20 protein-coding genes are annotated in these 26,584 nt (G+C 65.5%); 6 read left to right on the top strand and 14 right to left on the bottom strand.

Annotation, left to right across the window (positions count from 1 at the left end; all coding sequences use genetic code 11):
* Positions 1 to 8 precede the first annotated feature (8 nt).
* The 4 genes from tssM to tssJ are packed head-to-tail and all read right to left on the bottom strand — an operon-like array spanning position 9 to position 6,852.
* A complete protein-coding gene (gene tssM, locus CEY08_RS21490; RefSeq protein ID WP_063641527.1) occupies positions 9 to 3,638 on the bottom strand; it encodes a type VI secretion system membrane subunit TssM in 3,630 nt (1,209 codons plus the stop codon).
* Positions 3,635 to 4,912 carry a DotU family type VI secretion system protein gene (locus tag CEY08_RS21495; RefSeq protein WP_063961652.1) on the bottom strand — a complete coding sequence of 426 codons (1,278 nt, stop codon included), beginning with the start codon at positions 4,910 to 4,912 and terminating at the stop codon, positions 3,635 to 3,637. Before CEY08_RS21495 ends, tssM begins: the two co-directional genes overlap by 4 nt.
* A 26-nt stretch (positions 4,913 to 4,938) precedes the next feature.
* Positions 4,939 to 6,273 carry a type VI secretion system baseplate subunit TssK gene (tssK, locus tag CEY08_RS21500; RefSeq protein ID WP_063961651.1) on the bottom strand — a complete coding sequence of 445 codons (1,335 nt, stop codon included), beginning with the start codon at positions 6,271 to 6,273 and terminating at the stop codon, positions 4,939 to 4,941.
* 18 nt (positions 6,274 to 6,291) lie between these two features.
* A complete protein-coding gene (tssJ, locus tag CEY08_RS21505) occupies positions 6,292 to 6,852 on the bottom strand; it encodes a type VI secretion system lipoprotein TssJ (protein WP_063641529.1) in 561 nt (186 codons plus the stop codon).
* A 136-nt stretch (positions 6,853 to 6,988) separates the two neighbouring features.
* On the opposite strand from tssJ, the gene CEY08_RS21510 reads away from it, so the two are divergent.
* Positions 6,989 to 7,342 carry a TssQ family T6SS-associated lipoprotein gene (locus CEY08_RS21510; protein WP_223306561.1) on the top strand — a complete coding sequence of 118 codons (354 nt, stop codon included), beginning with the start codon at positions 6,989 to 6,991 and terminating at the stop codon, positions 7,340 to 7,342.
* A 27-nt stretch (positions 7,343 to 7,369) separates the two neighbouring features.
* The gene (locus CEY08_RS21515) at positions 7,370 to 8,140 is read left to right on the top strand and encodes an FHA domain-containing protein (protein ID WP_042795944.1); all 771 of its coding nucleotides are present in this window, start codon (positions 7,370 to 7,372) and stop codon (positions 8,138 to 8,140) included.
* A gap of 4 nt (positions 8,141 to 8,144) precedes the next feature.
* On the opposite strand, the gene tssH is transcribed toward CEY08_RS21515, so the two are convergent.
* From tssH to tssA, 10 genes are all read right to left on the bottom strand, one after another.
* Positions 8,145 to 10,757, bottom strand: a complete 2,613-nt coding sequence (gene tssH / locus CEY08_RS21520; RefSeq protein WP_076816791.1) for a type VI secretion system ATPase TssH — start codon at positions 10,755 to 10,757, stop codon at positions 8,145 to 8,147.
* A gap of 14 nt (positions 10,758 to 10,771) precedes the next feature.
* Positions 10,772 to 11,875: a type VI secretion system baseplate subunit TssG gene (gene tssG, locus CEY08_RS21525; RefSeq protein WP_076816794.1), complete on the bottom strand. Its 1,104-nt coding sequence runs from the start codon at positions 11,873 to 11,875 to the stop codon at positions 10,772 to 10,774.
* A 4-nt stretch (positions 11,876 to 11,879) separates the two neighbouring features.
* Entirely contained in the window at positions 11,880 to 12,515 is a 636-nt protein-coding gene (locus CEY08_RS21530; RefSeq protein WP_232033771.1) for a DUF3540 domain-containing protein, read from the bottom strand.
* 27 nt (positions 12,516 to 12,542) lie between these two features.
* Positions 12,543 to 14,447 carry a type VI secretion system baseplate subunit TssF gene (gene tssF, locus CEY08_RS21535; protein WP_076816798.1) on the bottom strand — a complete coding sequence of 635 codons (1,905 nt, stop codon included), beginning with the start codon at positions 14,445 to 14,447 and terminating at the stop codon, positions 12,543 to 12,545.
* On the bottom strand, positions 14,447 to 14,998 hold the full coding sequence (gene tssE / locus CEY08_RS21540; RefSeq protein ID WP_063641536.1) for a type VI secretion system baseplate subunit TssE: 552 nt from the start codon (positions 14,996 to 14,998) through the stop codon (positions 14,447 to 14,449). Before tssE ends, tssF begins: the two co-directional genes overlap by 1 nt.
* On the bottom strand, positions 14,998 to 15,813 hold the full coding sequence (locus CEY08_RS21545) for a type VI secretion system accessory protein TagJ (protein WP_076816800.1): 816 nt from the start codon (positions 15,811 to 15,813) through the stop codon (positions 14,998 to 15,000). Before CEY08_RS21545 ends, tssE begins: the two co-directional genes overlap by 1 nt.
* A gap of 12 nt (positions 15,814 to 15,825) precedes the next feature.
* On the bottom strand, positions 15,826 to 16,293 hold the full coding sequence (locus CEY08_RS21550) for an Hcp family type VI secretion system effector (protein WP_088607795.1): 468 nt from the start codon (positions 16,291 to 16,293) through the stop codon (positions 15,826 to 15,828).
* Positions 16,294 to 16,364: 71 nt separating this feature from the next.
* On the bottom strand, positions 16,365 to 17,867 hold the full coding sequence (gene tssC, locus CEY08_RS21555; RefSeq protein ID WP_042795940.1) for a type VI secretion system contractile sheath large subunit: 1,503 nt from the start codon (positions 17,865 to 17,867) through the stop codon (positions 16,365 to 16,367).
* A 31-nt stretch (positions 17,868 to 17,898) separates the two neighbouring features.
* Positions 17,899 to 18,444, bottom strand: a complete 546-nt coding sequence (gene tssB / locus CEY08_RS21560) for a type VI secretion system contractile sheath small subunit (RefSeq protein ID WP_042795939.1) — start codon at positions 18,442 to 18,444, stop codon at positions 17,899 to 17,901.
* A 39-nt stretch (positions 18,445 to 18,483) separates the two neighbouring features.
* The gene (gene tssA, locus CEY08_RS21565; protein WP_084738640.1) at positions 18,484 to 19,533 is read right to left on the bottom strand and encodes a type VI secretion system protein TssA; all 1,050 of its coding nucleotides are present in this window, start codon (positions 19,531 to 19,533) and stop codon (positions 18,484 to 18,486) included.
* Between the two features lie 526 nt (positions 19,534 to 20,059).
* Between tssA and CEY08_RS21570 the strand changes: the two genes are divergently transcribed.
* Genes CEY08_RS21570 through CEY08_RS21585 form a run of 4 tightly spaced genes read left to right on the top strand, consistent with a single transcriptional unit; the run spans position 20,060 to position 26,544 of the window.
* Positions 20,060 to 22,447 carry a type VI secretion system Vgr family protein gene (locus CEY08_RS21570; protein ID WP_063961646.1) on the top strand — a complete coding sequence of 796 codons (2,388 nt, stop codon included), beginning with the start codon at positions 20,060 to 20,062 and terminating at the stop codon, positions 22,445 to 22,447.
* A gap of 7 nt (positions 22,448 to 22,454) precedes the next feature.
* Positions 22,455 to 22,859: a hypothetical protein gene (locus CEY08_RS21575; RefSeq protein WP_063641540.1), complete on the top strand. Its 405-nt coding sequence runs from the start codon at positions 22,455 to 22,457 to the stop codon at positions 22,857 to 22,859.
* A 2-nt stretch (positions 22,860 to 22,861) separates the two neighbouring features.
* Complete coding sequence (locus CEY08_RS21580) at positions 22,862 to 25,489, top strand: DUF2169 family type VI secretion system accessory protein (protein WP_076816802.1); 2,628 nt, start codon at positions 22,862 to 22,864, stop codon at positions 25,487 to 25,489.
* Positions 25,486 to 26,544: a pentapeptide repeat-containing protein gene (locus tag CEY08_RS21585; protein ID WP_076816805.1), complete on the top strand. Its 1,059-nt coding sequence runs from the start codon at positions 25,486 to 25,488 to the stop codon at positions 26,542 to 26,544. The genes CEY08_RS21580 and CEY08_RS21585 overlap by 4 nt, the downstream gene beginning before the upstream one ends.
* Positions 26,545 to 26,584: the final 40 nt, after the last annotated feature.

Genomic DNA, 26,584 nt, shown 5'->3' on the forward strand with positions numbered 1-26,584 from the left:
TGTCCTGTTCACGACGCGCCCGGGCAGGCAAAGGCCTGCATCTCGGCCAGATGAAAGGGGCTCTTGACGCTGCTGGCGGTAATTTCCAGCACCACCTTGCGTCCGCCCAGGTCGAAGGTGGCCAGCGTGACTTCCGGTGTCGGCCCGCGCCGCAGTTGGGCACGGTCCAGCATGCGGTTCAACGCCCAGGGCCCTGACGTGGTCATGCCGGCGGCGCCTTCTTGCGGCGTGAGTTCGATGCGCACCTGGTTGCTGCCGCGCGGGCCGGGCCATTGCACCGTGGTCGCCACCTGGGGGCCGTGCGCATATCGCACGGCCTGTCCGTCCACGTCCATCACGAATTGGGTAATGCCCGCGTCCATTTCCACCGGCCTGATGGCCACCCGGTACGACGGCATGGGGTTGCCCGCCATGAAGTACACGTCGCGGATGACGCCCGCGCGCTGGAAGGCGTCCAGCGTGGTGGAGTTTTCTCCCGACTTGCCGTCTATGCCGGGCTTGAAGCGCCAGCGCTGGCCAGACACGTCGATCTGGTTTGCGAGGTTCTTCTGGAAGAAATCGTCCATCAGACCATTGGGGCCGAACAGCCGGGCCATATCGTTAGGCGCCACGTCCCGCGCGGACCGGCTGGAGAACGGATAGCGTCCCGCCACGGACTGACCACAGAACATGCCGATGGTGGCGGATACGGTCTCGCCCATGCGTGCCCGGGCGACGTCGGACACTTCGCCGGACGCGTTCACGGACAGCGAGTTGAGCACGTCGCGCAAGGGCCCCGGCAAGCGTCCCGCCTCGGCGCGCAGCTTGGTCACCGCATCCGAGCTGGGTGCGGGGCTGCCGCTGCGCAGGGCCGCGTCCGCCGCCGTCAGGTAGGTATAGAGCTCGTTAATGAGTCCCGTGGTGGCGGCGATCGGCGTGGAGGTGCCGCCCGATCCGCCCTCGCCCTGCGCCAGACGGCGATATGGCTCGAAGTGCTGGTCCACGATGCGCTCCAGCTTCTCGTCGGATGCGTCGGCCCGCAACGCTGCGCCCGGTCCCGTGGGTCCGAACATCTGTTCCAGCGCCTCGCGCGTGCTGCTGACGCGGTCTCGCGCCTGGTCCACCAGCGACCGGTCATCCTTGCCGGTATCGCGCAGCAAGGAGGTTTCGCGAGCGACGCCGCGCACCAGCTGCACCAAAGGTGATTCCGGCGCTGACAAGGTCCGCGCCATCTGGATGTTCTGCAGCAGGGACTTGCTTGGCGCAAGCTGCAGGTCATTCAGGTAGCCGTCCCATTGCGCAACGTAGTCGTTCATGTACAGCCGCTTGATATCGGCCACCAGCTGGCGTTGCGCGCCCTGGTCCAGCGGGCCGCGCAACGGGATATTCAATATCCATGCATCGTCCGACCGCAGCACCTCGGCCACGCCGGTCACACGCTTGTTGAACACATCCCAGTAGCCGCGATAGCTGTAGAGCGCCGGGATTCCCTGGCTCAGCGGCTTGCCGCTCTTGCGCACGAACACGGCGCTCGCCTGGGCGCCGCCCAGCGTGACCACCGTGTTCTCGGGCACCGCATCCGCATTGGCCAGAGTGCGGCGCAAGCGGCTATAGGCGCGTTGGGCAAGGGTATAGCGCGCCAGCTTCTCGCGCGCCTGCGCCACCAACGCATCATCCTTGGGAAAGGGCGAAGCCAGCACGTGGCTCTGCGTCAGGTTGCGTAAATGCAGCGACAACTGCTCATACTGGCGCCGTGTGTAGCCTTCGGGCAGGGTGGCCTGCATGTCCGACAGCAGCCACGCATGCATGAACTCCGCATCGTATCGGTCGGCCTCGTACAGCATGAGATAGGCACGCAGTGCCTCGTAGGAATACTCGAGGTCGCTGGCCGAGGCGTCGCGAAGCGCGGTCTCGACGCGCCGCGCCACTTGCGGCAGCAGCACCTGGTCCAGCGTATTGCCATACACGCCCTGTGCGGCCGCCTTGAGCTTCATGCCCTGGTAGAGCCCATAGCGATAGCTTAGCGGCGGATTATCGATATCGAAGCCCTCATGCTGCGGCAGATACCACAGGCTGTCCAGGAAGGGCATCAGGCCAAGCAGGTCCCCTGTGCGCGTGATCTTGATATCGCGGCTCAGCTTTTCCACGGCCGGCACGCGGCGCGCCACTTCTTCCACATAGTCGGCGTTATTGCGATAGCTCATCGCCCAACCCGCGATCAAGGCAACGAAGGCCGCAGTTACCAGGCCGTAGCCGGCCCAATGCAGCTGCCGGTAGCGGCGCTCCCAGCGCAGGTTGCGACTCGCCAGGCCCGCTTCGCGAAAGATGACGTCCTGCAGCAGGTTTTTCAGGAAGTAGCTGCGGCCCTCTCCTTCCCCCGGAACGCTGACTGCGGGCGCGGCGCCGCCGTCTATGCGCAGATAGCGCTTCAAGTGGCCGGTCACCTGGTCGAAGGTCTCTCCGCCCTGCGTGCCGCTGGTGAAGTAGACCCCGCGAGGAATGACGCGCGCCTCGAACTTCGAGGTGGCAAACACATCGCTCAGGAAGTGGCCAAGGATGGCCTGCAGGCCGGCAAACTGCTGCGGCAACATGTAGGCGAGCGCGCGCCTCGCCGGATCGGGTTCCGCGGCCACCACCTCGGGCAAGGCGTCGTCCAGACGCCGCTGCAACAAGGCATATTCTTCATGAAAGGCCTCGTACAGATCAAAGCCCGGATCCTGCGCCCGCGCATACGGCAGCGTAAAGCCCCAGATCTGCGCCAGCTCTTCGCGCGTGAACGACGCAAAGTATTCTTCGAAGCCCGACAACAGGTCGGTCTTTGTCACCAGCACATAGACCGGAAACGCGATGCCCAGCTGCTCGCGCAGTTCCTGCAGGCGGCGCCGCAATACCGCGGCGTGCTGCGCCCGTTCCGCGTCGGACGCCGACAGCAGGTCCTCGACGCTGACGGTAAGCATCGCTCCATTGATGGGCTGCCGGCCGCGATACTTGGACAGCAGGCCGAGAAAGCCGCGCCATTCTTCTTCGTCGCCAGTCGGATCGCTTTCGTGCGTGGTGTAGCGTCCCGCAGTGTCCAGCAGCACGGCATCATCCGTAAACCACCAATCGCAATTGCGCGTGCCGCCCACCCCACGCAAGGCAACCTTGCCATAGCGCTCCGCCAACGGGAAATTGAGTCCAGAATTGACGAGCGCGGTGGTCTTGCCCGCGCCCGGCGCGCCAATGATCACGTACCAAGGCAGCTGATACAGGTATTGCTTGGAAAACCGGTCCAACGCGCCGCGTTTGCCCCGGCTTTCGAAGCGGGTCTTGCGCAGCAGTTCCACCGCCTCGTGGAATCGTGCCTCCAACTGGCGGATCTCGTCATTGCCGGCAGCCTCGTCCAGCGGCTTGTCCGCTTTCGGCTTCGGACGGCGCAGCTGACTCAGTAGCTGCGCATTCAAGCGCCCTTCGCGCCACTTGCGCCACAAGAGCCGCAGCAGCCAGATCGCGAACATCGCCACGATCACCGCAATGCGCACCGTCTCGCTTTCCAGCGGACGCACCGTGCCTATCGCGATCAGCGGGCCAGCAATCCAGATCAGCACCGCCAGGGCCACCAGGCCCAGGAAGTTCCACACGCGGCGGCTGAAAAACCATCCGAACAGCCTGTAGATCATTCCTGTCCTCCCTGCTCGTGAGCCACCGGCGGCACGAGCACCGTAATCTCCACTCTCCGGTTCAGCGCGCGACCTGCGGCCGTATCGTTTGGCGCGACCGGATCGGCGTCGCCGCGGCCCTCTGCCCGCACCCTCGCGGTCTGCCCCAGGCGTTGCTCCAGCATGTCCTTGACAGCGTCCGCACGCGCCTGTGACAGATGCCAATTCGACGGGAAACGTGCGCTGCGCATCGGCGTGTTATCGGTATAGCCGCGCACCAGGATGCTGCCCTGGGTCTCACGCAAGGCGTCGGCAACGCGTGACAGCACCGGCAGGTATTGGTCGCGCACGGAGCTGGCGCCCGACTCGAACACACCGTCCCCGCGCAGCACCACCACGCTGCGGTCAACCTCGTCGCGCACGCTGACCAGTTGGTCCCGGATTTCCGGCGCCAGGAACACAGCCAGCCGAGGCGCGGGCGCCGGCCGCTTGGCTGCGGTCGGCGCGATCTGCACGGTGGGCGGCCGGAGTTTTGCGATGGACGCGAATACCTCGTCGGATTGGCCGCCCAGGCGCCAGCCCAAACCCCAATACAGCGCCAGCGCCAGGACGGCGGCCAGCGCGCCGAACACCCACAGCGGCACCGGCAGCCTGCGCAACGGTGTCTGCGCCGGTTCGTCGCGCCAATGGGGCGACAGCGCCAAGGGATAATCGCCGCGCGCGCCGCGCAAGATCCTGAGCAGCCGCTGGCGCAACGTTTCCAGTTGAGAGCGGCCGTTGTCGATCACGCGGTAACGGCCTTCAAAGCCCAACAGCAGGCAGTAGTACAACAGTTCCAACAGGTCCAGATGCTGCCCCGGATTCTGCGACAGCTTGGCCAGCAGCTGGAAAAATTTCTCCCCGCCCCAGGTCTCGTTGTGGAAGGTGACGAGCAGGCTGTGCGCGGACCACACGCCACCGCCGCCCCAAGGTGTGAGCGCGGCGGCTTCGTCCAGCGCCGTGCACAGGCAATAGCGCGCACCGAGTATGGTCTCGTTCGATATGCCAGCCTGCTGCGCGCGCAGTTCGAACTGACGCACCTCGTCCAACAGATGCTCGCGCAGCATCGCGGGCGACGGGTGGGTCGCCGTGGCGCGGATCTGCGGAATCAGGTCCAGCAGCGGGTTTGCCGCGGCCACCAGCGGATTGGTGCCGCTGATGACGTAATCGTGAGGACGCAGCCTGCCCGCCGAACCGGCGGCGCCTTCGCCCATGCCGCCCGGAGGCCCGGCCAGCGTGTGATCCGAAGCATGCATAATTGTCTCCGCCTGGTTGGCCGCGCTCAATCGCGCAGCGCCCAGAACTCCATCGTCAGCCCGGGGAAATCGCCCGCCAGATGCAACGCGAGCGCACCGGTGCGCTCCAGCTGCTTCCAGAATTCGCCGCTCTTATCCAATTCAAAGTAAACGTGTCCTGCGCTGTAGGGAATCTGCCGCGGCGCCACCGGCAGCGCGCGGACCGCAACGCCGGGCAATTGCAGGTGCACCAGATCCCGGATGCGTTCCACGGGCCCGATCTTGACCTGCGCCGGAAAGCGCGCGCGTACCGTCTCCACCGCCAGGTCCGCATGCACCGCCAGCACGAAGCCAGCCGACTGCAACAGCTCCGCATCCTGGACCTGCGCCACGCGCACGCCCTGGCCCCGGTCCTGCAGGGGAATCTGCAAGGCGCGCTGCTCCAGCACCGCCGACAGCGATCGGCGCAGCTCGTTCATCAAGGGCGTAAAGCTGCCCTGCAGATCGTCATGCGCATACCCGGGCAACACACCTGGCCGCCGCGTGACCGCAGTAAAGGTAGCGAGGTCGCAGGCCAGCATCAGCCAATCGTGGAATAACCTCTCCGGATGCAATGAGGGACTTTGCCGCGCATGCCAGATGGATCCCATGTAGCGATTGACGGTCTCCAGCAGCATGAAGTCGGATACTTCGGACACGCCTCCACGGCCGGGCTGCGACAGGCGTGCAGCGAGCGCCTCGCTGCGGGCGTCGAGCAAGCCTTGCAGCTCATCGACGAAACCGCGCAGAACGGGGTGCTCGCCCGCGGCCAGCCACGGCGCCACATACGCTTCGTCCAATACCACCCGGTTATCCGAACGTCGCTCCAGGACTCGCGCCACGCCCAATCCGATCCAGTCGTCGGTCAGCTCGTCCTCCAGCATCAGCCGCAGCCGCAACCGGCCCAGCTGCATCAAGACGGGTTCCAATGCGACGGAGCCGCTGTCCTCCACCTCGGCCTCGTGCACCAGATAGCGCGCCAGCGTATCTTCTTCACCCTCGTAGATCACATCGCTGGCGCCCGCGCGCATGCGCGGCAAGACCAACATGACGCGAGCGCCACGGGTTTGCACTGGCACTTCGAACGCCGCGGGCGCCGTGTCGGGGTGCGAGAAATCGAAGGGCGTGCCATCGGGCATGACGCCTTGCGCCTGGCTCAGCGCCACTTTGCCGATCGCCAGCGCGTCGCGGTCCAGCGACAGCTGGCCGAATCCCCAGAAAAATCCCTGTAGCGCCGCCGCACGCTGTTGCGCGGCATGCAGCATATGGCGTTCAAATTGCTGGAAATGCTGCGGCCGCAGGAACATGCCCTCCGACCAGATCACTTTATCTCTGCTCACCATGTCCGGTTCTCTTTGCGTCTAAAAAGGCCACCACGATCGGCTGCGATCCACCTCTTCCAGTCCATCGCGCTTGACCGCGACTTTCACCGTCTCCTCATTGGGCGAAAATTGCCAGACCTTGTACATGTTGGTGTTCTGCGCTTCGGGCAGCGGCACCAGCAGCCGCCACTTGCTTTGCTCCAGTTCGCGATAGGCTGCCACCACCCCCACCACGCGCGCCTCGGGGTTGCCGGGGTACTGCACCACCTTGGTTTCGCCGGGCTTGAGAATCACCTGGTCGACGTTGAGCAATTCCGCGCCCAGCGCCGCGTGCGCGTCGCCCTGCAAAGTAAAGAAATCACGCGATTCGAAGATGCTGGCGGACTTCAGTTCATAGATCGTCACCTGCACAGGCGACGGTCTGCCGCTGGCGTTCTGGTTCACTTTCGGATCCGCGCGCAACTCAATCGCGTACGGCACAGGCACGCGCTTGGCGGTCGAAGAACATGCCGCGAGCATCACCGCCGCCATCACACCCGCAACGATGGCGGCGCTGCGGCGCCTCGCTATCGGAATCCTTCGTAGGCATGGACTGCTCATAAGACCTCGGAAATAAAAGTACACACGTCTGTTACGCCGCGACGCATACGTGGCGCGGCAGGCCGCTATCATCGGCGGAATGACCAGGCCTACTCACCCCAAACGACACGCCCGCGCCATGAAACAGCCCGTACGCATGTGCTTGATGTCCACGCTCGCGCTGCTTGCCGCCTGCGCTTCCACGCCCTCGCCGCAAGCCGTGGAGGCTTTGCAGCAGGTCCGCGACGAATATGCCGCCAGCCGCTTCGGCGCCGTCGTGCGCACCGTGGCCACCTCCGACGCGCTTGCCACCGCGCCCACGGCCGTACGGGTCGAAGCTCTCAAACTCCAGGCTTTCAGCTACTGCGTCACTAACTACCGCCAGCTGTGCGAGGACAGCTTCGTGCGCATCCTGCAGTTGCAGCCCTCGTTCCAACTCGCGCCGAATGAGGCCGGGCACCCCCAGTGGGGACCGGCGTTCCAGGCAGCGCAGGCGTCCCAGACCCGTTAACGCGCCGCAGGCGCCCAGGAGACAGGCGTGAAGCTCACCGTGTTCCAGCATGCCGGCGATCCGGCCTTCGAACCTATCCATGTCGTGTTCACCGCGCCGGGCGGCACGATAGGCCGCAGTTTCGACAACCAGCTCACCCTGGCCGATCCCACGGGCGGCATCTGCCGCGTGCAGGCGGCAATCCGCGTCAACGACATGGACGCGGGCTTTCTCCTGAACCTGAGCGACATGAGCACCGTCAGCGTCAATGGGCGGGCGCTCGCACGGGAGCAGGAGGTCCCGCTGAATCCGGGCGACGAGCTGGAAATCGGCGACTACCGGCTGCGTGCCGAAACGGCCCCGCACGCGGCAGAACCGGCCGCTCCGGCTTCGTTGGCCGCCGTGGCCGACGAAGACATCTTCAGCGACCTCATCGGCCCAGGTACCCTGCCCGTCGGCAGCGCGCCGGACGTCTCCACACACCCCTTCGATCTGGACTCCGCGCAGGCGCGCAACCCGGAGGATCCCCTGCGCCACCTGCCCCCCGGCGACGGTGTGGTGTCGCGCGCGGCCACCGACCCGCTGGCGCTGTTCGACGGGCCGGGAGACGGCACGCCCAGCATCTTCTCTGACGGCACGCCGTCCACCCTGCCCGCCCACGACGCGCTGGCCGAACACCGCACCCATCCCGTTGATGACGCCTTGGGCGGCCCGCGCGACGCCGGCGAACGCCACAGCGCGCCCGATCACCTGCGGGAAATTGGCGGCTACATGCGACCAGCGTCCATCAAGCCGGATCCGGGCGACAAGACCGGCTGACGTCTCAAGCGTAGTCATAACGGAACTCTCCCTCCGCGGCTGACAGGCCTACCCGGGCGAGCCTGCGATCCTGCATCGACGCGCCCAGCAGCTCCCGGCTGATGCGGGGCAGCACCGTGTTGGTCAGCACGGCATCCACCATGCGGGCGCCCGATTCCACCTCCGCGCAGCGCGCAACAACCAGCGCGATCGCCTCGGGCGTCACCTCCAGCACAATGCCGTGGTGCTCAAGGAGGCGGCGGCGCACGCGTTCGAACTGCAGGTCCACGATGCGCGCCAGCATGGCGTCCGGCAGCGGCAGGTAAGGCACCGCCACCAGCCGGCCCAGCAGCGCCGCGGGAAAAGCCTGCAACAGCGGCTCGCGCAGGGCCGTGGCCAGCGCGGCGGCGTCGGGCAACAACTCGGGATCGCGGCACAACGCCGCAATACGATCCGCGCCCACGTTAGACGTAAGGATGATGACCGCATTGCGGAAGTCGATATAGCGCCCCTCGCCGTCCTCCATCCATCCCTTGTCGAAGACCTGGAAGAAAATCTCGTGCACGTCGGCGTGCGCCTTCTCCACCTCGTCCAGCAGCACCACGCTGTACGGTCGCCTGCGCACCGCCTCGGTCAGCACACCGCCCTCGCCATAACCGACGTAACCCGGCGGCGCCCCTTTCAGGGTGGATACCGTGTGCGACTCCTGGAACTCGCTCATGTTGATGGTGATCAGGTTCTGTTCACCGCCGTACAACGCCTCGGCCAGCGCCAACGCGGTCTCCGTCTTGCCGACACCGCTCGGACCGCAGAGCAGGAAGACGCCCACCGGTTTGCCGGGGTCTGTCAATCCGGCGCGTGAAGTCTGAATCCGCCGCGCCACGGCCTCCAGCGCGTCACGCTGTCCGATCACCCGCCTCTCCAGAGTGTCCGCCAGGTCCAGCACCGCGCGCGCCTCGTCGCGCAGCATGCGCCCCACGGGTATGCCCGTCCAGTCGGCCACCACCGCTGCCACCGCGGCGGCATCAACCGCGCAATGCACCATCGCCGTCTCATCCTGGCTGGCGGCCAGCGCTTCGCGCGCCTGCGCCAGCGCGCGGCGCTGGTCGTCCTGCGCGTCGGAAGAGGCAAGATCCAGCGTCTGGCGCAACGTCAGCACGCGCCCGGCCAGAGCGCGCTCCGACTCCCAGCGCACCGCCAACACCCGCTCGTAGTCCGCGGCGTCGGACTGCTCGTCAATCAGCCGCTGGACCCGTTGCGCGTCGCCTTCGCCCAGGCGCAGCTCGCGCTCCGCGATGCCCCTGGCCAGCTCCAGCGCCTGCACTCGCCTGCGCGCGTCCTCCAGGCTGGGCGGCATGGCATGCTGGCTTACCGCCACGCGCGCGCAAGCGGTGTCCAGCAGCGCAACAGCCTTGTCCGGCAGTTGCCGCGCGGGAATGTACCGGTGCGACAACGTAACCGCCGCTACGATGGCTTCATCCAGCACCAGCACGCCATGATGCGCCTGTAGCGTTTCGGCAAGCCCGCGCAACATGCCGAAGGCGCGCGCCTCATCGGGTTCGTGCACCTGTATGACCTGGAAGCGGCGGCTGAGCGCAGGATCCTTCTCGATGTACTTCTTGTATTCCGACCAGGTCGTGGCCCCGATGGTGCGTAGCTCTCCGCGCGCTAGCGCAGGCTTCAACAGGTTGGCCGCGTCGCCCGTGCCCGCGGCGCCACCGGCGCCCACCAGCGTGTGGATTTCATCGATGAACAATACGATGGGCCTCTCGCTGGCCTGCACCTCGTCGATAACGCTGCGCAACCGTTGCTCGAACTCGCCCTTCACACCCGCGCCCGCCTGCAACAGGCCTATATCGAGCAGATACAGCGCGACGTCGCGCAGTTGCGGCGGCACCTCGCCCGCTGCCAAGCGCAGCGCCAGGCCTTCCACGACGGCCGTCTTGCCCACACCGGCTTCTCCGGCCAGCAGCGGATTGTTCTGGCGGCGCCGCATCAGCACGTCGATGAGCTGGCGGATTTCCTCGTCGCGCCCCGACACCGGATCGATCGCCCCCTCGCGCGCCCTGGCGGTCAGGTCCACGGCGAATCGCCCAAGCGCAGACCCGCCCTCGTCCGGCGGCCCGGCCGCGGCGGAAGCGGGCTCGGTTTGGCCCGTGCCCTCCGGGGATCCCTGCACGATCTCTTCCAGCTGTTCCAGCAGCGTATCCGGCGCAATCTTCGAGAACTGCCCGGACATGCCCACCAGCACATGTCGCAGCGCATAGGTGCGGGTCAGGCCCGCCAGGAGATGCGCGCTGCGGATGCGCGCCGAGCCATAGCGCAGCGATCCCAGCACCCAGGCTCTCTCGACCGCGTGATCAATATGTTCGGACAGGTCGGAGACCGAGCCCGCCCCCGCCGGCAGGCGGTCCAGTTCCGCCGTCAGATCGGCCTGCAATCTGCCCATATCAAGTTCGAAGCGGCGAGCGATCCGATGCAGGTCGCTGTCCTGCGCGTGCAGGATCTGATGCATCCAATGCACCAGCTCGACATAGGGATTGCCGCGCAGCTTGCAGAACGCAGTGGCGCCCTCCAGCGTCTGGTAGAGCAGCGGATTGAGTTTTCCGAAGAGGTCGATGCGGCCGATATCCGACATGGCATGTGGGCGCGTCAGGCGCGCGCAGTCGTTGAGGTGGAGGCCCGAGGACGGCCACGTTGCGGGGCGCTGCCGCGGCTTTCATAGTCCAGCAGGAGATCGCGCGCCGCACCTTGCTCCGGCCGCCGCTTACCCAGCCACGAGGCCAGGCCCAGCGGACGCTGCGCGCCCAGGGTCAATCCGCGCGCATCCGGCGCGCGCAAAACCGGCCTCAGGTCCCAGGCCAGCTCCATGCCGATGTAGTGCCGGACCCAATGTGTCAGCTGACGGGCGCGCGTGCCCCCAGGGAGGAAGCTCTGGTAATCCTCAAGCGCCAGGGGACCAATTTCAATGCGGAACTTGTGCTGGGCATCGCGCACCGCCACCCCCAGTACCGTGTCGCGCCCCAGCCCCGAGCAACCGCCCAAGCCCAAGCGCTGCTCGGGCTCCAGCCGGATCCACTGCGGCACGAACTCGCGGATACGTACTGGCAGGCCGAAGAACGACTGCAGGATGTGTTTGAGGCCTTCGGGATTCCGGGTCTGTCGCGTCAGATGGCCCGCCATGAAGTACTTGGCATGGTCCAGCACGGCGTCGCGGCGCCGCATCGACGGCTCGCCCATATGCAACAGGCTGGCCACGTAACGCGTGAAGCGCTCGTCCTTACGGTCCAGGCTGACCGTGCTCTGGGCGTCTGCCCAGGCGCGGTAGAACAGCAGGATGAGCCGGTGATGGAACACGTCTGCAAATGCCGACAGCGTGCGGTCCCCATGATGCGCCATGCGCTCGCGGGCGTGCTCGGTCAGGTGCAGGGGCAAGGGGCCATTCGGGCCGAACAGGCCGAAACTGTATATCGACAGCTCCGCGGGCCGTCCGCCTTCGGCGGCGCGCGCGCTTGCCACGGTGGACGGCGCAAACGCCATCGACGGTTCCTGCCGCAGCCGGACGGGTTCGTGGCGCGCCACCGTGTCGCGTCCCAGGGGCTTACGCGCCCCGGACAGCGCGTCTATCCAGCGCAAGGCATGGAACAGATCGTGGGCATGCGGTTCGCGCTCCACCGCGCGCCACCACCGCGCCAGCACGTCGGATGGCGTAGCGGGCGGGCGGACGGCAGGAGGGGCGGATTGGGCGATATCCACCGTCCTACCCCATGTGGATCTGCTTGGCGTCCACCTTGACCAGGTCCCCGCCCGTCACCACCGTATAGGCCGCGTGCAGCCGCGCCGTGTGATCGGCCTGGAAATCGATCGCACCGGCGCGCACCTGATCCATCTCGCTGACGCTGCGCAGCGACAGCCGCGCCATCACGGTCAGGCGGTCCAGCACGGCTTCGTAACTGCGGCCCACCAGTCGCACCTCGCCCACGGTGGCATGCAATTGCTTCGCCACCATGCGAATGCGTCCGCAAGTATGGCGTTCGTCCTCCGCCTCTATCGCATAGTCGGGTGTGCGCACTCGCACGGCGCGCCCGCTCTCCAGCAGCACGTCCCCCGTGCATGAACGCAATATCAGGTCGCCCTCGGCTTGCATCGTGCTGCGCGTCGCGTCGGCTTGCACGGTTACGGCGATCAGGTAGATCCGCGCGGGATCCGGGCCGCTGATCAGCACCTCGTCCCCGGGCTGAGGCTCCAACAGGCAGCTGGCCGCTCTCTGCACGGTCCAGACCCGGCCGTCGCAGGCAACGGCATAGCTGCCGTCGGGTTCGCGGTGCAGCAGCTCGCCCAGCAAATGGACGGGATCGTAGGCCATGCGGTTCAAACGTGCGGCGGACTTCATCATGCGCTCCTGTGCTTGGCGAACGCTGGCCTAGACCACGGGCCGACGCCCCATGCGGGGTCGGTAGCGGGCTATCTCGCCACGCTGCAAGGTCGAAAGGACCAGCTCCGACATCAAGTTGATCGATACATGGCGCGCGAAAAACTGCTCCAGCACGGCGCCAAACAGATAGGGGCTGATGCCCGAAAACGCGGCCTCGTCCACCTGCAAGGCGATGCGAACGCCCCGCCCATGAACGATGGGGCCGGGCACGGGCAGGCGGTGATGCACGGGCGTCGCACTGACATGCCGAAGCCCGGAGATATGACGGCGCACCGCGGGTTCCGCCAAGTGGCCGTAGACGTGCAGCATTTCGCGCAAGGTCTGGGCCCCCTGCTCCGCATCCAGATCGGTCAGGCTGAGGTAATTCAGGCCCAGGTGGCTGATCAGATGCCAGGTAGCGGCATTCTCCGCCAGCGCCGCGCGCGGCCGCGTAGGCCCATGCAGCACCTTTACCGCGCGTACCGGCGCCGATACGCGCAAGGTCATGTCGGTATCGCCGCCCAGCGGCAACAGCAGCGCCAGGTCCCGGTTCGTGCACAAGGTTTCCAAGGTCAAGTGACGCAGATCGCCGGAGAACGGTGCCTCCTGCCTGTCCACCAACGACAGGAACACCTCGCTGCCCAGGTAGCCGCTACGAGTACCGTTGCGTTGCGCCGTGTCGGACACCAGCCGCGGTTCGCGGCGCATGGAAAAATATGCGCCATGTTCGTCCGGATCGCTGCCCAGCGACCCGTAGAACGGCCGGAACTCCTGCTCCTGGCGCTGGGCGGAAGCATGCCCCGCGACGCGCGTCACGCCGTAGACCTCGTAGTCCAGCGGACGGCTGCGGTCGATTACCACGTGGTACTCGGCGGTCCGGGGCGTTACCGCCACCCGGTCCGCCCGCTTGGCGAACAGGTTGATCACCGGAGCGCAATTCAGCGCCAGGTTGGCGGCCGATATCGCGCCTTCCAGTTCCGGCGCCGCCATCGAAAACAGGAGGGTCAGGTCGAACGCGCGGGTCTCGCGCTGCGCGCCCTGCGGCATCGCAGGAGTGCGCAAGCCTTGCTTCAACCCGTTAACGCTGAAGAACAGATAGCGCTGCGCGAACGCGAAGTACTCCTGCAGCAGGCGATAACCCTGGAACACCCGGGCATCGCCCGGCAACAGGGCCTGGTCATCGGCAAAGCCTTCGTGGCGCACCGCGCTTGCGGCCAGGCTATTGATCCAGCCGACCGGGCGCGCGGTGTCGTGACCCAATACCGCCACGGTGTGGCCCATCACGACTTCCAATAGGCGCTGCATCTGCAGGTCCTGCCCATTCAAGTGGAAGACCAGCTGATCCAGGTCCAGGTCCTCCAGCCGCTGCCCCCCGCAGACCTCTATCCGGATGCGCAGCGCGCTCAGCACGCGCGCGGCCCGCCCCGTGAGGCCCAATCGCGCCAGTGGTAGATCCTGCGGCGCCGCAGTGAACTCCGCCTGCGTGACCTGCAGGGGCCACAGGCGCACGGCGTGGCCAGTCGTAAAGTCGCAGGGCGTCTGCTCGCCACGCGCCACGCGGCCGCGCAGCAGCGTACCGCGAGGCAGCTCGAACCCTCCCGCCAGTGTTCCCTCGTTCATGCTGGGGGAGAACTGCACGATGGCCATGGCCGGCGTGGGCGCCAGGTAATTGGGGTACACCACCTCCAGCAGCCGCTGCGAAAAACGCGGAAACTCGGCATCCATCTTCATGTGGATGCGGGCGGTCAGAAAGCTGAAGCCCTCGAGCAAGCGCTCGACGTAAGGATCGGCCACTTCAGTGGCGTTCATGCCCAATCGGCCCGCCACCTTGGGATGAGCCTGAGCAAACTCCGCGCCCAGTTCCCGCAGATAGACCAGCTCCCGGTTGTAGTAATCCAGCAAACGGTCGTCCATCAGGCACCACCCAGATCGCGCAGATCCATGTGGCCGCTCTCCAGGTCGATATCCGTGCGGAACAGGAACTCGAGCGGCTGCGGCACGCACCACAGCATGCCGCGTATTTCCAGGCTCAGTACGTTGTGATGCTCCAGCGTGCCCGCATCCGACACGCAACGCACTTCGACCGATGAATCCAGGATGCGCGGCTCGAAGGCGGATATCGCTTCGCGGATCGACTCTTCGACATCGATCCAGTCGATCTCCGACATGCGCTTGCCCGCCATGGCGCGCACACCGAAATTGAGCGTCGAGGTGGCCACGGGCCGATGCGCCGACAGGTCCTGGGACGCCTGCAAGTTGACGGTATTGAGTAGCCAGCGCAGGTCCCGCAGCACGGCCGCGCGCAGCGCCTCATGCGTCAGCATGGCGTTTTCCCGCGGCTCCTCGCGCTTGGCGGGATCGTTGTCCATCAGGCGATCCAGCAGCGACGGCTGCAGGCGGTCCCGCGCGGCGCGCTGGCCACGCGACAGCGGCTCCCAAGCGCCGGGACGATCAGCGTGGCCCATTACGCCAGCTCCAGGCTACGGACCTCGAGCAGTGCAGTTTCCGCGGCATCGGTCAGCCACATTTTCTGCCCCACGCCCGCATAGGTGTCGCCATGCAAGGCGCGCCAGTCGGTCGTCCTGCCCAGCTTGGCCGAGTCCGACAGTTCGGCCATGCGGGCGCCCGGCGCCGCCGGATAGCGCGCTGGCACCAGCCCCTGCCGCACCCGCCCGTCATCCAGCTCGATCTCGGCTTGCGCCCAGATCAAGTCGCACAGGCCCTCGGGCGCGAGCAAACGGACGCGCTTGAGTGCGGCGAAGGGCAGCCAGACGTAACGTCCTCCGGCCAGGAACTCGAATACCGGCCCGAGGCGGCTGTCCGCATCGCAGATCCACTGGAACGGCTGAGCGGCTTCTTGCGTAGCCACCTCCAGCGCCCCCCCCCGCGCACCGGCGTCCTCAAAGGCCTTGCCACGCAGTTCCGCGGCTTGAGCCGGCGACGTCCCATCCAGGCGCAGCGCCGATATCATGGCCCGCAACCAATCGCACGGTTCGTCCAGCAGAGCGGGTTCAGCCTGTCCGCCAAGCACGGATTCGCGCTCGCGTTCCGCCGCGATGGCGCTGGCGTAGAGCACCTGCGTCGGACGGGCCTGCGCATTGAGATGCCCGCAGACGTTGAGTTGCTCGGCCGCGCGCGCCCAATCGCCCTGCACCGCCAGCAGCTGGAACAGCTGGGCGCGCAGGTCCGCGTCGGCGGGCTGCCGGCGCACCTGCGCCTGCAGCTCGTCCAACTGGCCGGCCAGGCTCAATGCGCCGAAAGGAACGGCAGCGATGGACATGGGCGCCCCGTCCTAGCCCACTTCCTTGTTCTGCTTGATGTCCCAGGCCACCAGGCTTTCGGCGCCCTTGCCGCCCTTGTCGGTCTGCTCCCAGTACTGCTGCTTGACCTTGGCCGCCTGGAAGGCAAAGTTCACCACCACGCCTTCGGCGCTGCGGTCGCCGGAAATCTGCACCGACGACACCAGCACGTCCTCCAGCGTGATCTTGGAATACTCGATCTGCTCGCCGCCCGCCTTGCACATGGACAACTCGATCTTGCTGAGATGCTTGCCGCTGGCGCAGTGCTTCATCACGGCCGGCGCAGCCTTGTCGATCCGCGCCACCACGTGCAGGTCGTTGAAGCTGGCCTTGCCCGCGCCCAGGCCGCCGCCGCTGGCCAGGTTGCCTGGCTGAGTGGCTCCCCACGAGAAGGACACGATGTCGGTCCAGTCTTTGTGGTTGGCGTCCTTGGATTCGCCATTGGCTCCATCGATTTTCATGAACATGTCCACTGCCACATCTGTCTCCCGGAGTTATGGGGCGCGGTCGCACCCCGACTTGTCAGCTCCACTCAGCCTTCGTTCTGTTTGAGCGAGGGCAGCTTGGAAACCAGCCGCAGCGACACCGTCAGCCCTTCCAGCTGATAGTGCGGCCGCAAGAAAAATTTGGCGGAGTAATAGCCCGGGTTGTCCTCGATCTCCTGCACCTGCACCTCGGCGGCGGCCAGCGGCTTGCGCGCCTTGGTTTCCTGGGAAGAGTTCACCGGATCGCCGTCGACGTAATTCATGATCCAGTCGTTCAACCAGCGCTCCATGTCGTCGCGCTCGCGGAACGAACCGATCTTGTCGCGCACGATGCACTTCAGGTAGTGGGCGAAGCGGCAGCATGCAAACAGGTAGGGCAGGCGCGCGGCGAGCTTGGCGTTGGCCGAGGCATCAGCCTCGTAATAGTCATGCGGTTTTTGCAGCGACTGCGCGCCGATGAAGGCGGCAAAATCGGAGTTCTTCCGGTGCACCAGCGGCATGAAACCGTTCTTGGCCAGTTCGGCTTCGCGCCGGTCGCTGATGGCGATCTCGGTCGGACACTTCAGGTCCACGCCACCGTCATCCGTGGGAAAGCTATGGCACGGCAGGTTCTCCACGGCGCCGCCCGACTCCACGCCACGGATCGAGGTGCACCAACCGTACAGCTTGAACGAGCGGTTCACGTTGGCCGCCATGGCATACGCGGAATTGGTCCAGGTGTAGCGATCGTGGTTCGCGCCGTCGGTGTCTTCCTCGAAGTCGAACTCGTCCACAGGATTGGTCCGCGCGCCATAAGGCAGCCGGGCCAGGAATCGCGGCATCGCCAAACCGATGTAGCGGGAATCTTCCGACTCCCGCAGGCTGCGCCAAGCCGCGTACTCGGTGTTGGTGAATATCTTGGTCAAGTCGCGCGGGTTGGCGAGCTCCTGCCAGGAATCCATCTGCATCACGTTGGGCGAAGCGCCCGCAATGAAGGGGCAATGCGCAGCCGAAGATATCTTGGCAATTTCTCCCAGCAGCTCTACGTCGGGCGGGCTGTGATCGAAGTAATAATCGCCGACCAGGCAGCCGATGGGCTCTCCGCCGAACTGGCCGTACTCTTCCTCATACACACGCTTGAAGATGGGGCTCTGATCCCAGCCCACGCCCTTGTGCCGTTTAAGCGTGCGGCCCAGTTCCGCCTTGGACATGCACATCACGCGGATCTTCAGGAGTTCGTCGGTTTCTGTGTTGGTGACGAGGTAATGCAGGCCGCGCCACGCCCCCTCCAACTGCTGGAAATCGGGGTGATGCATCACGCGATTGATCTGCTCCGACATCTTTCGATCGATCTCGGCGATGATGGCCTGGATGGTGCGATAGGCGTCCGAGGACAGGCCGACGCCGCTGTTCTCCAGCGCCTGGTGCGCCAGCGTGCGCACGGCATGTTCCACTGCCTCCTGCGCCTGCTCGGTCTTGGGCTTGAATTCCTTCTTCAGCAGGGCGGACAAGTCATCCGCCTGCAAGGTCTCGACAGCGCGCGCGTCGGCGCGTTTGGCCACTGCGGTCATGGCATTCTCCGAAAATCGATTCGAGCGGATATCAGGCGGCCGGATCCGGGGCGTCGGATGCCCGCGTTTCCTCTTGCGGCTTCGGCGCGGCCGCCAGCGCGTTCATCAGCGCCGGATTCTTGAGCACGCTGCCGATCAGTTCCTCGGCCCCGGTCTTGCCGTCCATGTAGGTCAGCAGATTGGCCAGCTGTGTGCGCGCGCTGAGCAGTTCATTCAGCGCCCCGACCTTTCTGGCAACGGTGGCGGGAGAAAAATCGTCGATGCTCTCGAACGTGATATCCACGTTCAGATTGCCTTCGCCGGTCAGCGTGTTGGGTACCTGGAACGCCGCGCGCGGCTGGATGGAGCGCATGCGTTCATCGAAGTTATCGATATCGATGTCCAGGAATTTGCGCTCGCCCACGTCCGGCTGCGGCGTTTCAGACTTGCCGGCCAGATCCGCCAGCACGCCCATCACGAACGGCAGCTGAATCTTGCGCTCCGCGCCATAGATCTCCACGTCGTACTCGATCTGCACCCGCGGCGCGCGGTTTCTTGCGATGAACTTCTGGCCGCTTCCCTTCAGGCTGGTCGCCATGGTGTCGTCTCCTCTTGTTGGTGCGGCGGCTGGCCCGCCTCAGGGTTCCTGCCGGTTTGCTTCCGCCCGCGGCAACCACGCCTCGAACTGCTCCAGGCCTTGGGGCGCCAGATTCCTGATGATGTCGTGAAAGCTCATCGGTATGAGCTGCTGGGCGCGGCGGATGAGATATGGCGCTGGATGGCCGGGCTCATTGGCCTCGAAGTACGCGCACACCTTGGACAGCATCGCCACGGCCTCGTCGCGTGACTGGATGGGCAGGTCCTGCCTGCGCCCCGGTCCGCCCGCCGTTGCAGCGGCCTGCGCGCCCGCTGCGGGCGGGTCTTCCGCCCGCGCTTCGTCCGCGAGGGGTTCCGCGGGCTGTGCAGGGTACGAGTCCCGCGTCGCGTCCAACACGAGATCCAGGGTGCGCAGCATGGCGGCGTAATCCGGCGTCCACGACGCACCCAGTTTGTCCGTCACGAGCTTCTGCATGCGCCGCAGCGCTTCGGCGGCGGACTGCAACGCGTGCACATCCGTGTTGCCTTGCGCCCAGGCCTGGCGCAAGCGTTCCACCAGGCGAGGCCGTCCGCCCGGATAGGCATCGGCATCCTGGCGGCTGCCATCGAGCAAAGCCTCGGTATCGCGTAGGCTCAGTTGTCCGTGCACGCCACTGACCAGGCTGGCCGAGCGCACGCTGCGCGCGCAGCCTTGCATGTCGCCAAAGGCGGCCAGCGCGTTCATGCGGGGCATGGGGTCGTTTTCGCCGACGCTGTCCAACCGGGGATGCACTGGCTCCCAATAGCGCTCCAGGGTGTCCACGGCCAGCGCGAGACCATCGCTGTAGCCTGGCAGGCCGCGGATTTCGGTCCAGGCGGAGGTCAATAGGGCGATGATGCGCAGATCGCGGGTGCGCTCCAGCAGCGCGCGCGCCAGGCGTTCCACCTCGCGCCAGTCAGGCGGCTGCGCGGCAATGATGGTCGAGCCGAACTGCTGTTCGTCGCGGCCCGCCGCGGCTTGCTGCAGCTGCAGGAAGTCGGCGTCGTATTCGAGGTCTTCCCCGCAGGGCAGACGTGAATCGAGTGTATTGAGGATGTCGGCGAATTCCATAGTCATCACTTAAATGCCTGCTGGGATGCTGCCTGGATACAACCACTACGCTCCGCGCTGCTTCACGGAAGGGTGAATTCTAGGCATGTCTTTCCGCATGCAACGGCAACCTAACAACTCCAGATTTTTCTTACAGATAGCTAACACCCGAGTAAACAATTGAACACTTGTCTCCCTGCTGCATTGATTTTTAGACACAGACCTTACGGAAACGGCCACGACACGGAAGGACTGTTACCGAAGCGTAAAAAACACAAAAGCATGTGATTGCGCTTCTCGCGCGCTTTGCGCGCTGCCTACAATCGGCGCTCACGCTGGCGGCAGACCGGCGCGCTACAGACTCAGAGACAGAATTCCCCGGTGGCAGGCCCGCTCGTGACGAGCCTTTGCCCACCCTTTGCAAGCGGCCCCATCGCGTGGCCTTTCATCCCATTGCAGTCATCGCGACGCGCCCTGCGCGCCCGCGCGGAAATCCAAAGCAGCACACGCAGCAACAGGCGAAGCATTCTCATAAGGAGACGGTGAGATGGACCGCAACGTGCCGAGCGAACGTGTCGTCAAGGCGCATACGCCCCTGCCGCCCGAGGCTCTGAAGTTCCGCGCCATGCATGGCGCCGAAAGCCTTTCGCAGCTGTTCGAGCTGGAGATCGAATTGGTCTCGGAGTCCTATTCACTGGACATGAAATCCCTGCTGGGCAAGCCGCTGACGCTGGAGATCGAAACGGGCGCCGCCAAGCCGCGCTATCTCGGCGGACACATTACGCGCTGCGTGCTGGTGGGCCGCGAGAACAACACCTCGCGCTACACGATCTACCGCGCCACGGTGCGGCCGTGGCTCTGGTACCTGACCCAGACCTCGGACAACAAGATATTCCAGAACAAGAACGTGCCCGACGTCATTCGTGAAGTGCTGAAGGACTATGACTACCCCGTCGAGTTCAAGCTGGTGGACAGCTACCGCAACTGGGAATACTGCGTTCAGTATCAGGAGACCGACTATGCCTTCATCAGCCGCTTGATGGAGCATGAAGGCATCTACTTCTGGTTCAAGCACGATAAAGGCAAGCACACGCTGGTACTCACCGACGACATCACGCAGCACGAACCTGTCGCCGGCTACGAGCAGATCCCCTACTACGGGCCCGACCGCATCACCATCCCGCGCGAAGACCATGTCTACAAGTGGGAAGTGGCCGAACAGATCACGCCCGGCGCATTCGCCACCACCGACTACCACCCGCTCACGCCCGCGGCCAGCCTGGAAGCGCGCCGCAACAATCCGGGCGCGCATGACCACGGCGACCTGGAGATGTATGAATGGCAAGGCGGCTACACCAACCCCGATGACGCGGAGCATTACACGCGCGTGCGGCTCGAGGACCTGCAATGCAGGAAGGAACAAAGCACGGGCGGCTCCAATGCCCGCGGGCTGGCCACGGGACACCTCTTCACGCTGCGCAATCATCCGCGCCAGGCCGAGAACCGCGAGTATCTCGTCGTCAGCACCTACTACAGGATCCGTGAAACAGGCTACGCCAGCGGCCAGCCCGATCCGGGAGATTTCGACCTGGAGTTCGTGGTGCTGCCATCCAGCACGCAATTCCGCGCGCCACGCGTTACCCCCATCCCCCGCACCCATGGCCCGCAGACCGCGACCGTGGTGGGCAAGGAAGGCGAAGAAATCTGGACCGACAAGATGGGCCGCGTCAAAGTGCAGTTCCATTGGGACCGCTATGGCAAGAAGGATGAGAACAGCTCGTGCTGGGTGCGGGTTTCCAGCCCGTGGGCTGGTGGCGGATTTGGCGGCATCCAGCTGCCGCGCGTGCGCGACGAAGTGATCGTCGACTTCATCGGTGGCCAGCCGGACCGCCCCATCGTGATCGGTCGTGTCTTCAATGCCAACAATCTGCCGCCTTGGGATCTGCCGGACAACGCCACGCAAAGCGGCTTTCTGAGCCGTTCCAAGAGCGGCACGCCCGCGACGGCGAATGCGCTCATGTTCGAAGACAAAAGCGGCAGTGAACGCATCTGGCTGCACGCTGAGCGTGAACTGTGCACCGAAGTGGAAGCCAACGAATTCCACTCGACGGACGAAAACCGCACCACCACCATCGGCGATAACGACACCACCAAGATTGGCGGCAACCGCGACATCAAGGTCACCGGTACCGACAATCTGCGCGTGGAAAAGCGGCGCGACGTCTTCGTCAAGGGACACGAGGAATACACCGTCAAGGCATCTCGCACCGTCAATGTGAAAGACGGCCTGATGGATGAGAAGTTCGACAACGGCTTGAAGACCACGGTCGCAGCCAAGGGCGAGGAACGCGAGATCACCGGCCTCTTCAAGGAAACGCTGAAGAACGGCGAACAGGTCTACGTGAACGAGGGCGATTCGCTGCACCACGTGAAGACGGGCGCGCTGACCGAAAAGGCCAAGGGCAAAGTCGAACTGCTTTCGACCGACGCGAACATGGACGTCAAGGCCAAGACCGCGATGTGGGTGGAATCCGAAACCTCCACCATGGATCTCAAGGCCAAGGGCAAGATAGACATGGAGTCCGTGGGATCCACCGTGCTGGTCAAAGCGGACGGCAACATAACGTTGAAGACACCCGCCGACGTCGTGATGGACGCGGCCAACGTCAAGGATCTTTCCAAGGAAAGCTGGCTGCAGGCCACGCCGTTCTCCATAGGCCTCGCGGTAGCCAAAGCGGAATTCGGCATGCACCGCCTGGCCTTGTTCCGCACGACGGTCATGCTGAACATCTCCTTCACCAACTACGCCATGGTCAGCAGCATCGGCCAGATGGTGTCCTACCGCACCACGGGCGCCAGTTATCAGTTCGACGCCGTCGCCGCGGAAAAGGTCGGCCTGGGCGCGTCGATGGTTGGCCTCTGGAGCATCATCTGAGACCCCCATGTCCGACTTCTTCGATGCATGGCCAAGCTGGGCAAAGTGGGTATGGCTGGGCTTGCTGCTATCCCTGGCGCAGGCAGCGTATATGTTGTGGCGCGAGCGCCAGCGGCGCGCGGCGGGACGCCGGGACGTGCAGCGGCAGGATGCCGTGCGCGCCCACGGCGTCGCCAGCACGGCGCTCGTGACCGCTGCGCGCGACACGCGGCGCCGCATCGGCGATACGCTCTACTTCATCGTCGAACTGGACCTGGAAGTCGCTGCAACCAGCGCCACGCCCGCTCTCTCACGCACGCTCAGCGTCCCGCTATCGCCGCTGCACCTTGCCGATTTCAGCGCAGGCAAGACCATCCAGGTGCGCGTCGATCCGGCAAGCCGTGAAGTCGCCGTGGACCAGGCCACGGGATAGCCATGAAGACCATCAAGCCGTTCCGCCTGGGAGTGCTGACTCGTCCCTACCGTTGGCAACGCCGCGACGTGTTGGGCGTGGCGGTGTTCGCGCTGGTCGACATTGGCCGCACGCCCATGCTGCTCATGGACCAGGAGCTCTGGAAACTGGCTGGAGCCGAGGCCGGCGGTCTGCTGGACCTGGCCACGCCCAAGCTTTGTCCGGAAGTGCTCGTCTCGGGCCACGCTTATCCGCATGATCCGGCCCACCCCGGCGCCTGTGCGGTACGCCTGAAGGTCGGCGCGATCGACAAGTCGCTGCTGGTATTCGGCGACCGCTACTGGGTAGACGGCAAGGCCTCCGACCCGCAGCCCTTCGATCGCATGCGCCTGGACTGGCGGCATGCTTACGGCGGCCCGAGCTGCACCGACAATCCGCTAGGCATTGGCGCGCAGGACGAAGACATCAACGGCGTGCGCGTGCGCCGGCTACCCAATATCGAAAGCCCGCATGAGCGCATTGCTTCGCCCGCTCAGCGCGTGGCTCCCGCCGGCTTCACGGCCTTGCCCATGGACAGTCCGCAACGAGCTGCGCGGCTAGGCCGCCAGTATGGCCAGCAATGGCTGGAGCATGACTTCCCGGGGTTCGCGTCCGACATGGACTGGCGCTTCTTCAATGCCGCGCCCCCCGATCAATGGGGCGCTCCCAACGCGGCGCTGGCTGGCGGCATGGAATACGAATTGTGGAACATGCATCCCGACCAGCCGCTGCAACGCGGCCGTCTGCCCGATTGGCACGCCCGTTGTTTCGTCAGCCGCCAAGCGGATGGCAGCGCACTTGAAGAAGTCGCATTGCGCCTCACCACGGCCTGGTTCTTTCCCGAGCGCAATCAGCTCGCGCTGATCTGGCACGGCGCGCTGGCGGTGCTCGAAGACGATGCAGCCGACATCCTCTACATCATGCCGGCACTGGAACATGCGGGCCAGGCGCGCGATGCGGCGCACTATCAAAGGGTGCTGGAACAGCGCCTTGATCCCGATCTCGGCGCCGTCTACGCCCTGCATGACGCTCAGCTGGTGCCGGAAGACATCTGCGGCGAACTGCCGCAAGCCGCAATGGAAGCCGTTGCCCAGCGCCCCTCGCAGCGCAACCTTTATGCCGGCGCCGCGCGGCGGCATGCCCGAGAGCGCGAATCCCTGCTCGCCCAGGGTCTGGATCCCGACTTGTACATGGCGCCGCTAGAACCGCCGCCTCAAGCGCCACGGCTGTCCGACCTGCCCAACACGATCCAGCGCATGCAACAGGAACTGGAGGAGGCCAAGCGCCTGTCCGGAGGCACCGCCGCCAGGGCGCTGGCCGATCCCAACCTACCATCCATGGCCGAAGTCTCGGGTGTCGACATCGACGCGCTGCGCAAGCTGGACAATGACGGCAAACTTCCGGCGGGTTTCGATCCCCGCGTGGTGAAGCGGCACATTGCCGACTTTGACGCCAATCCTCATACACAGGCCAAGCGAGCCGGGCAGAATGGCGACGGCGCGCCGCCTCCGCTCAGCGAAACGCTGGCCCCCCAAGTGCATCAGGCCTATCAGCAATCGGCGCACCAGTTCGCGCCGCCCCCGCCCATGCCACCGCTGCGTGCGCGGCGCACCCGCATGAAGCTGGAAGCGCGGCTGAAGGGCAACCGGGACTGCCGGGACATGAACCTGACCGGTGCGGACCTGAGCGGCCTGGACCTTTCCGGCGCCGACTTCCAGCGCGCCATTCTGGCGGGCGCCAAGCTTGTGGACGCGCGGCTGGATGGCAGCAACCTTACCGATGCCGTGCTGGCGGGCGCCGACCTGACGCGCGCCAGCCTGCGCGGCGCCAATATGTCGCGCGCCAACCTGGGACGCACGCAATGCTTCCAGACGGACTTCAGCGAAAGCCGGATTGCGGAGACCATCTGGGACCATGCAAGCTGCGAGGCATGCAGCTTTGCCGGCAGCACGTGGCGGCTCGGACGATTGAACCAGGCACGCCTGCGAGGCTGCGATCTGCGCGGCGCATCGTTCGAACAGTGGGCCGCGATGACGGCAGTCTTCGAAGACTGCCGCTTTCACGACGCGCGGTTGAATCAATGCGTGTTCATGCAGGGAACAATCGCGAACGCCGACTTTTCCCGCGCGGACCTGCAGCGCGTGAGCTTCATGGATGTGGAGTTTTCCGGCCGCTTCAGCCTGGAGAACGCCACGCTCGATGGCTGCGCCTTCGCCGGCCGCGTCGAGCTTGCCGGGGCATGCCTGCGTGGCATGCAGTTCAAAGTGGGCAGCATGCGCGGCGCAATGCTCGATCGGGCAGACATGCGCGGCGCGCAGCTCGCGGCGAGCGACTTCTCGAACTGCCGCTTGCGGGAGGCCGACCTTACCGGCGCGGCCGCCCCCGACACGCACTTCGTGCGCACCGATTTCTCGGGCGCGCGCCTGCGCAACGCCAACTTGATCAACAGCTTGCTCGGCAAGGCCGTCTTGCTGCGCGCCGACCTGACGGGCGCCAACCTCTTTCGCGCGGATGTCGCGCAAGCGCAGATGGACGGCAGCACCGGGCTGCACGACGCCTACGTCCAGGGCGCCAAGCTCTGGCCTGCCCGGCAGCCGGAGAACGCCTCATGAAGCGGGATCAATTGCTGGACCAGGTACGCCATGGCGAACCGATAGCGCACGTCAGCCTGGCCGGCCAAGACTTGCGCGGACTGGATCTCGCGGGCGCATTTTTCGACCAGGTGGATTTGAGCGGCGCCAAGCTAAGCGATTGCCAGTTGCAGGACAGTCAATTCCTCAACTGCGTGCTGACCGGCCTGGACGCCGCGGGCGCCAACCTGGACACGGCGCGGTTGTTCCGCTGCCAGGCCCGCGGCGCCGTGCTGGATGGCAGCCATGCCCATGGCATCAGCTTCACCGAATGCGATCTGAGCCGGGCCAGTCTGGATCAGGCCGAGCTGAGGGAAGCATCCTTCAACTCCACCGCGCTCGAAGAAGCCTGCTTTCGAGCTGCGCGCCTGGAGCGCTCGGTATTCTCGCGCAGCGCCTTGGCGCGCGCCGACCTATCTCGGGCGTGGATGAGCTTCACCCTGTTTCACCAGTTGGACCTGCGCAACGTCGTGCTGGCAGGCGCCAACGCGGAGAGCACCATGTTCATCGAATGCAATCTGGCGGCGCAGGACTTTGCCTCGCAAGCGTACCCGCTCTGCCATTTCACCGACTGTCAGCTGGATGCGGCGGACTTCCGCAATGCAGATCTGCGGCAGGCCGGATTCAAGGGTGCATCGTTGCGCGGCGCGCGCTTTGCCGGCGCCTCCGCGCCACAGGCGCTGTTCCCGCAAGCGGATCTGAGCGGCGCCGACCTGCAGGGCGGCCGCTTCGACGGCTCCATCTGGGCCGAGGCGACCCTGGACGACGCGTCCCTGCGCGGCGCCAGCCTGTCGCTGTGCATTTTTCAGCGCGCGCGTTGCGCCAAGACCGATTTCCGCGGCGCCAACCTGACCGACGCCGACTTTTCGCTGGCCGACCTGGGCCAGGCCGACCTGCGCGACGCCACCTTCCAACGCACGCGCATGCATCGCGCATTGACCCAAGGCACGCGCTGGACGCAGCGCCACGGCATTATCGAAAACGACGCCCCCCTGCTTGAGGCCGAACTCTGGTCGGCCGGGCGCGCCCCCACCTGACCTCGCGCGGCATCGCCGCCCCCTTTTTGCGCAAGGAGAT

The sequence above is a fragment of the Achromobacter insolitus genome (genome assembly GCF_002209555.1).
Taxonomy (GTDB): Bacteria; Pseudomonadota; Gammaproteobacteria; order Burkholderiales; family Burkholderiaceae_B; genus Achromobacter; species Achromobacter insolitus.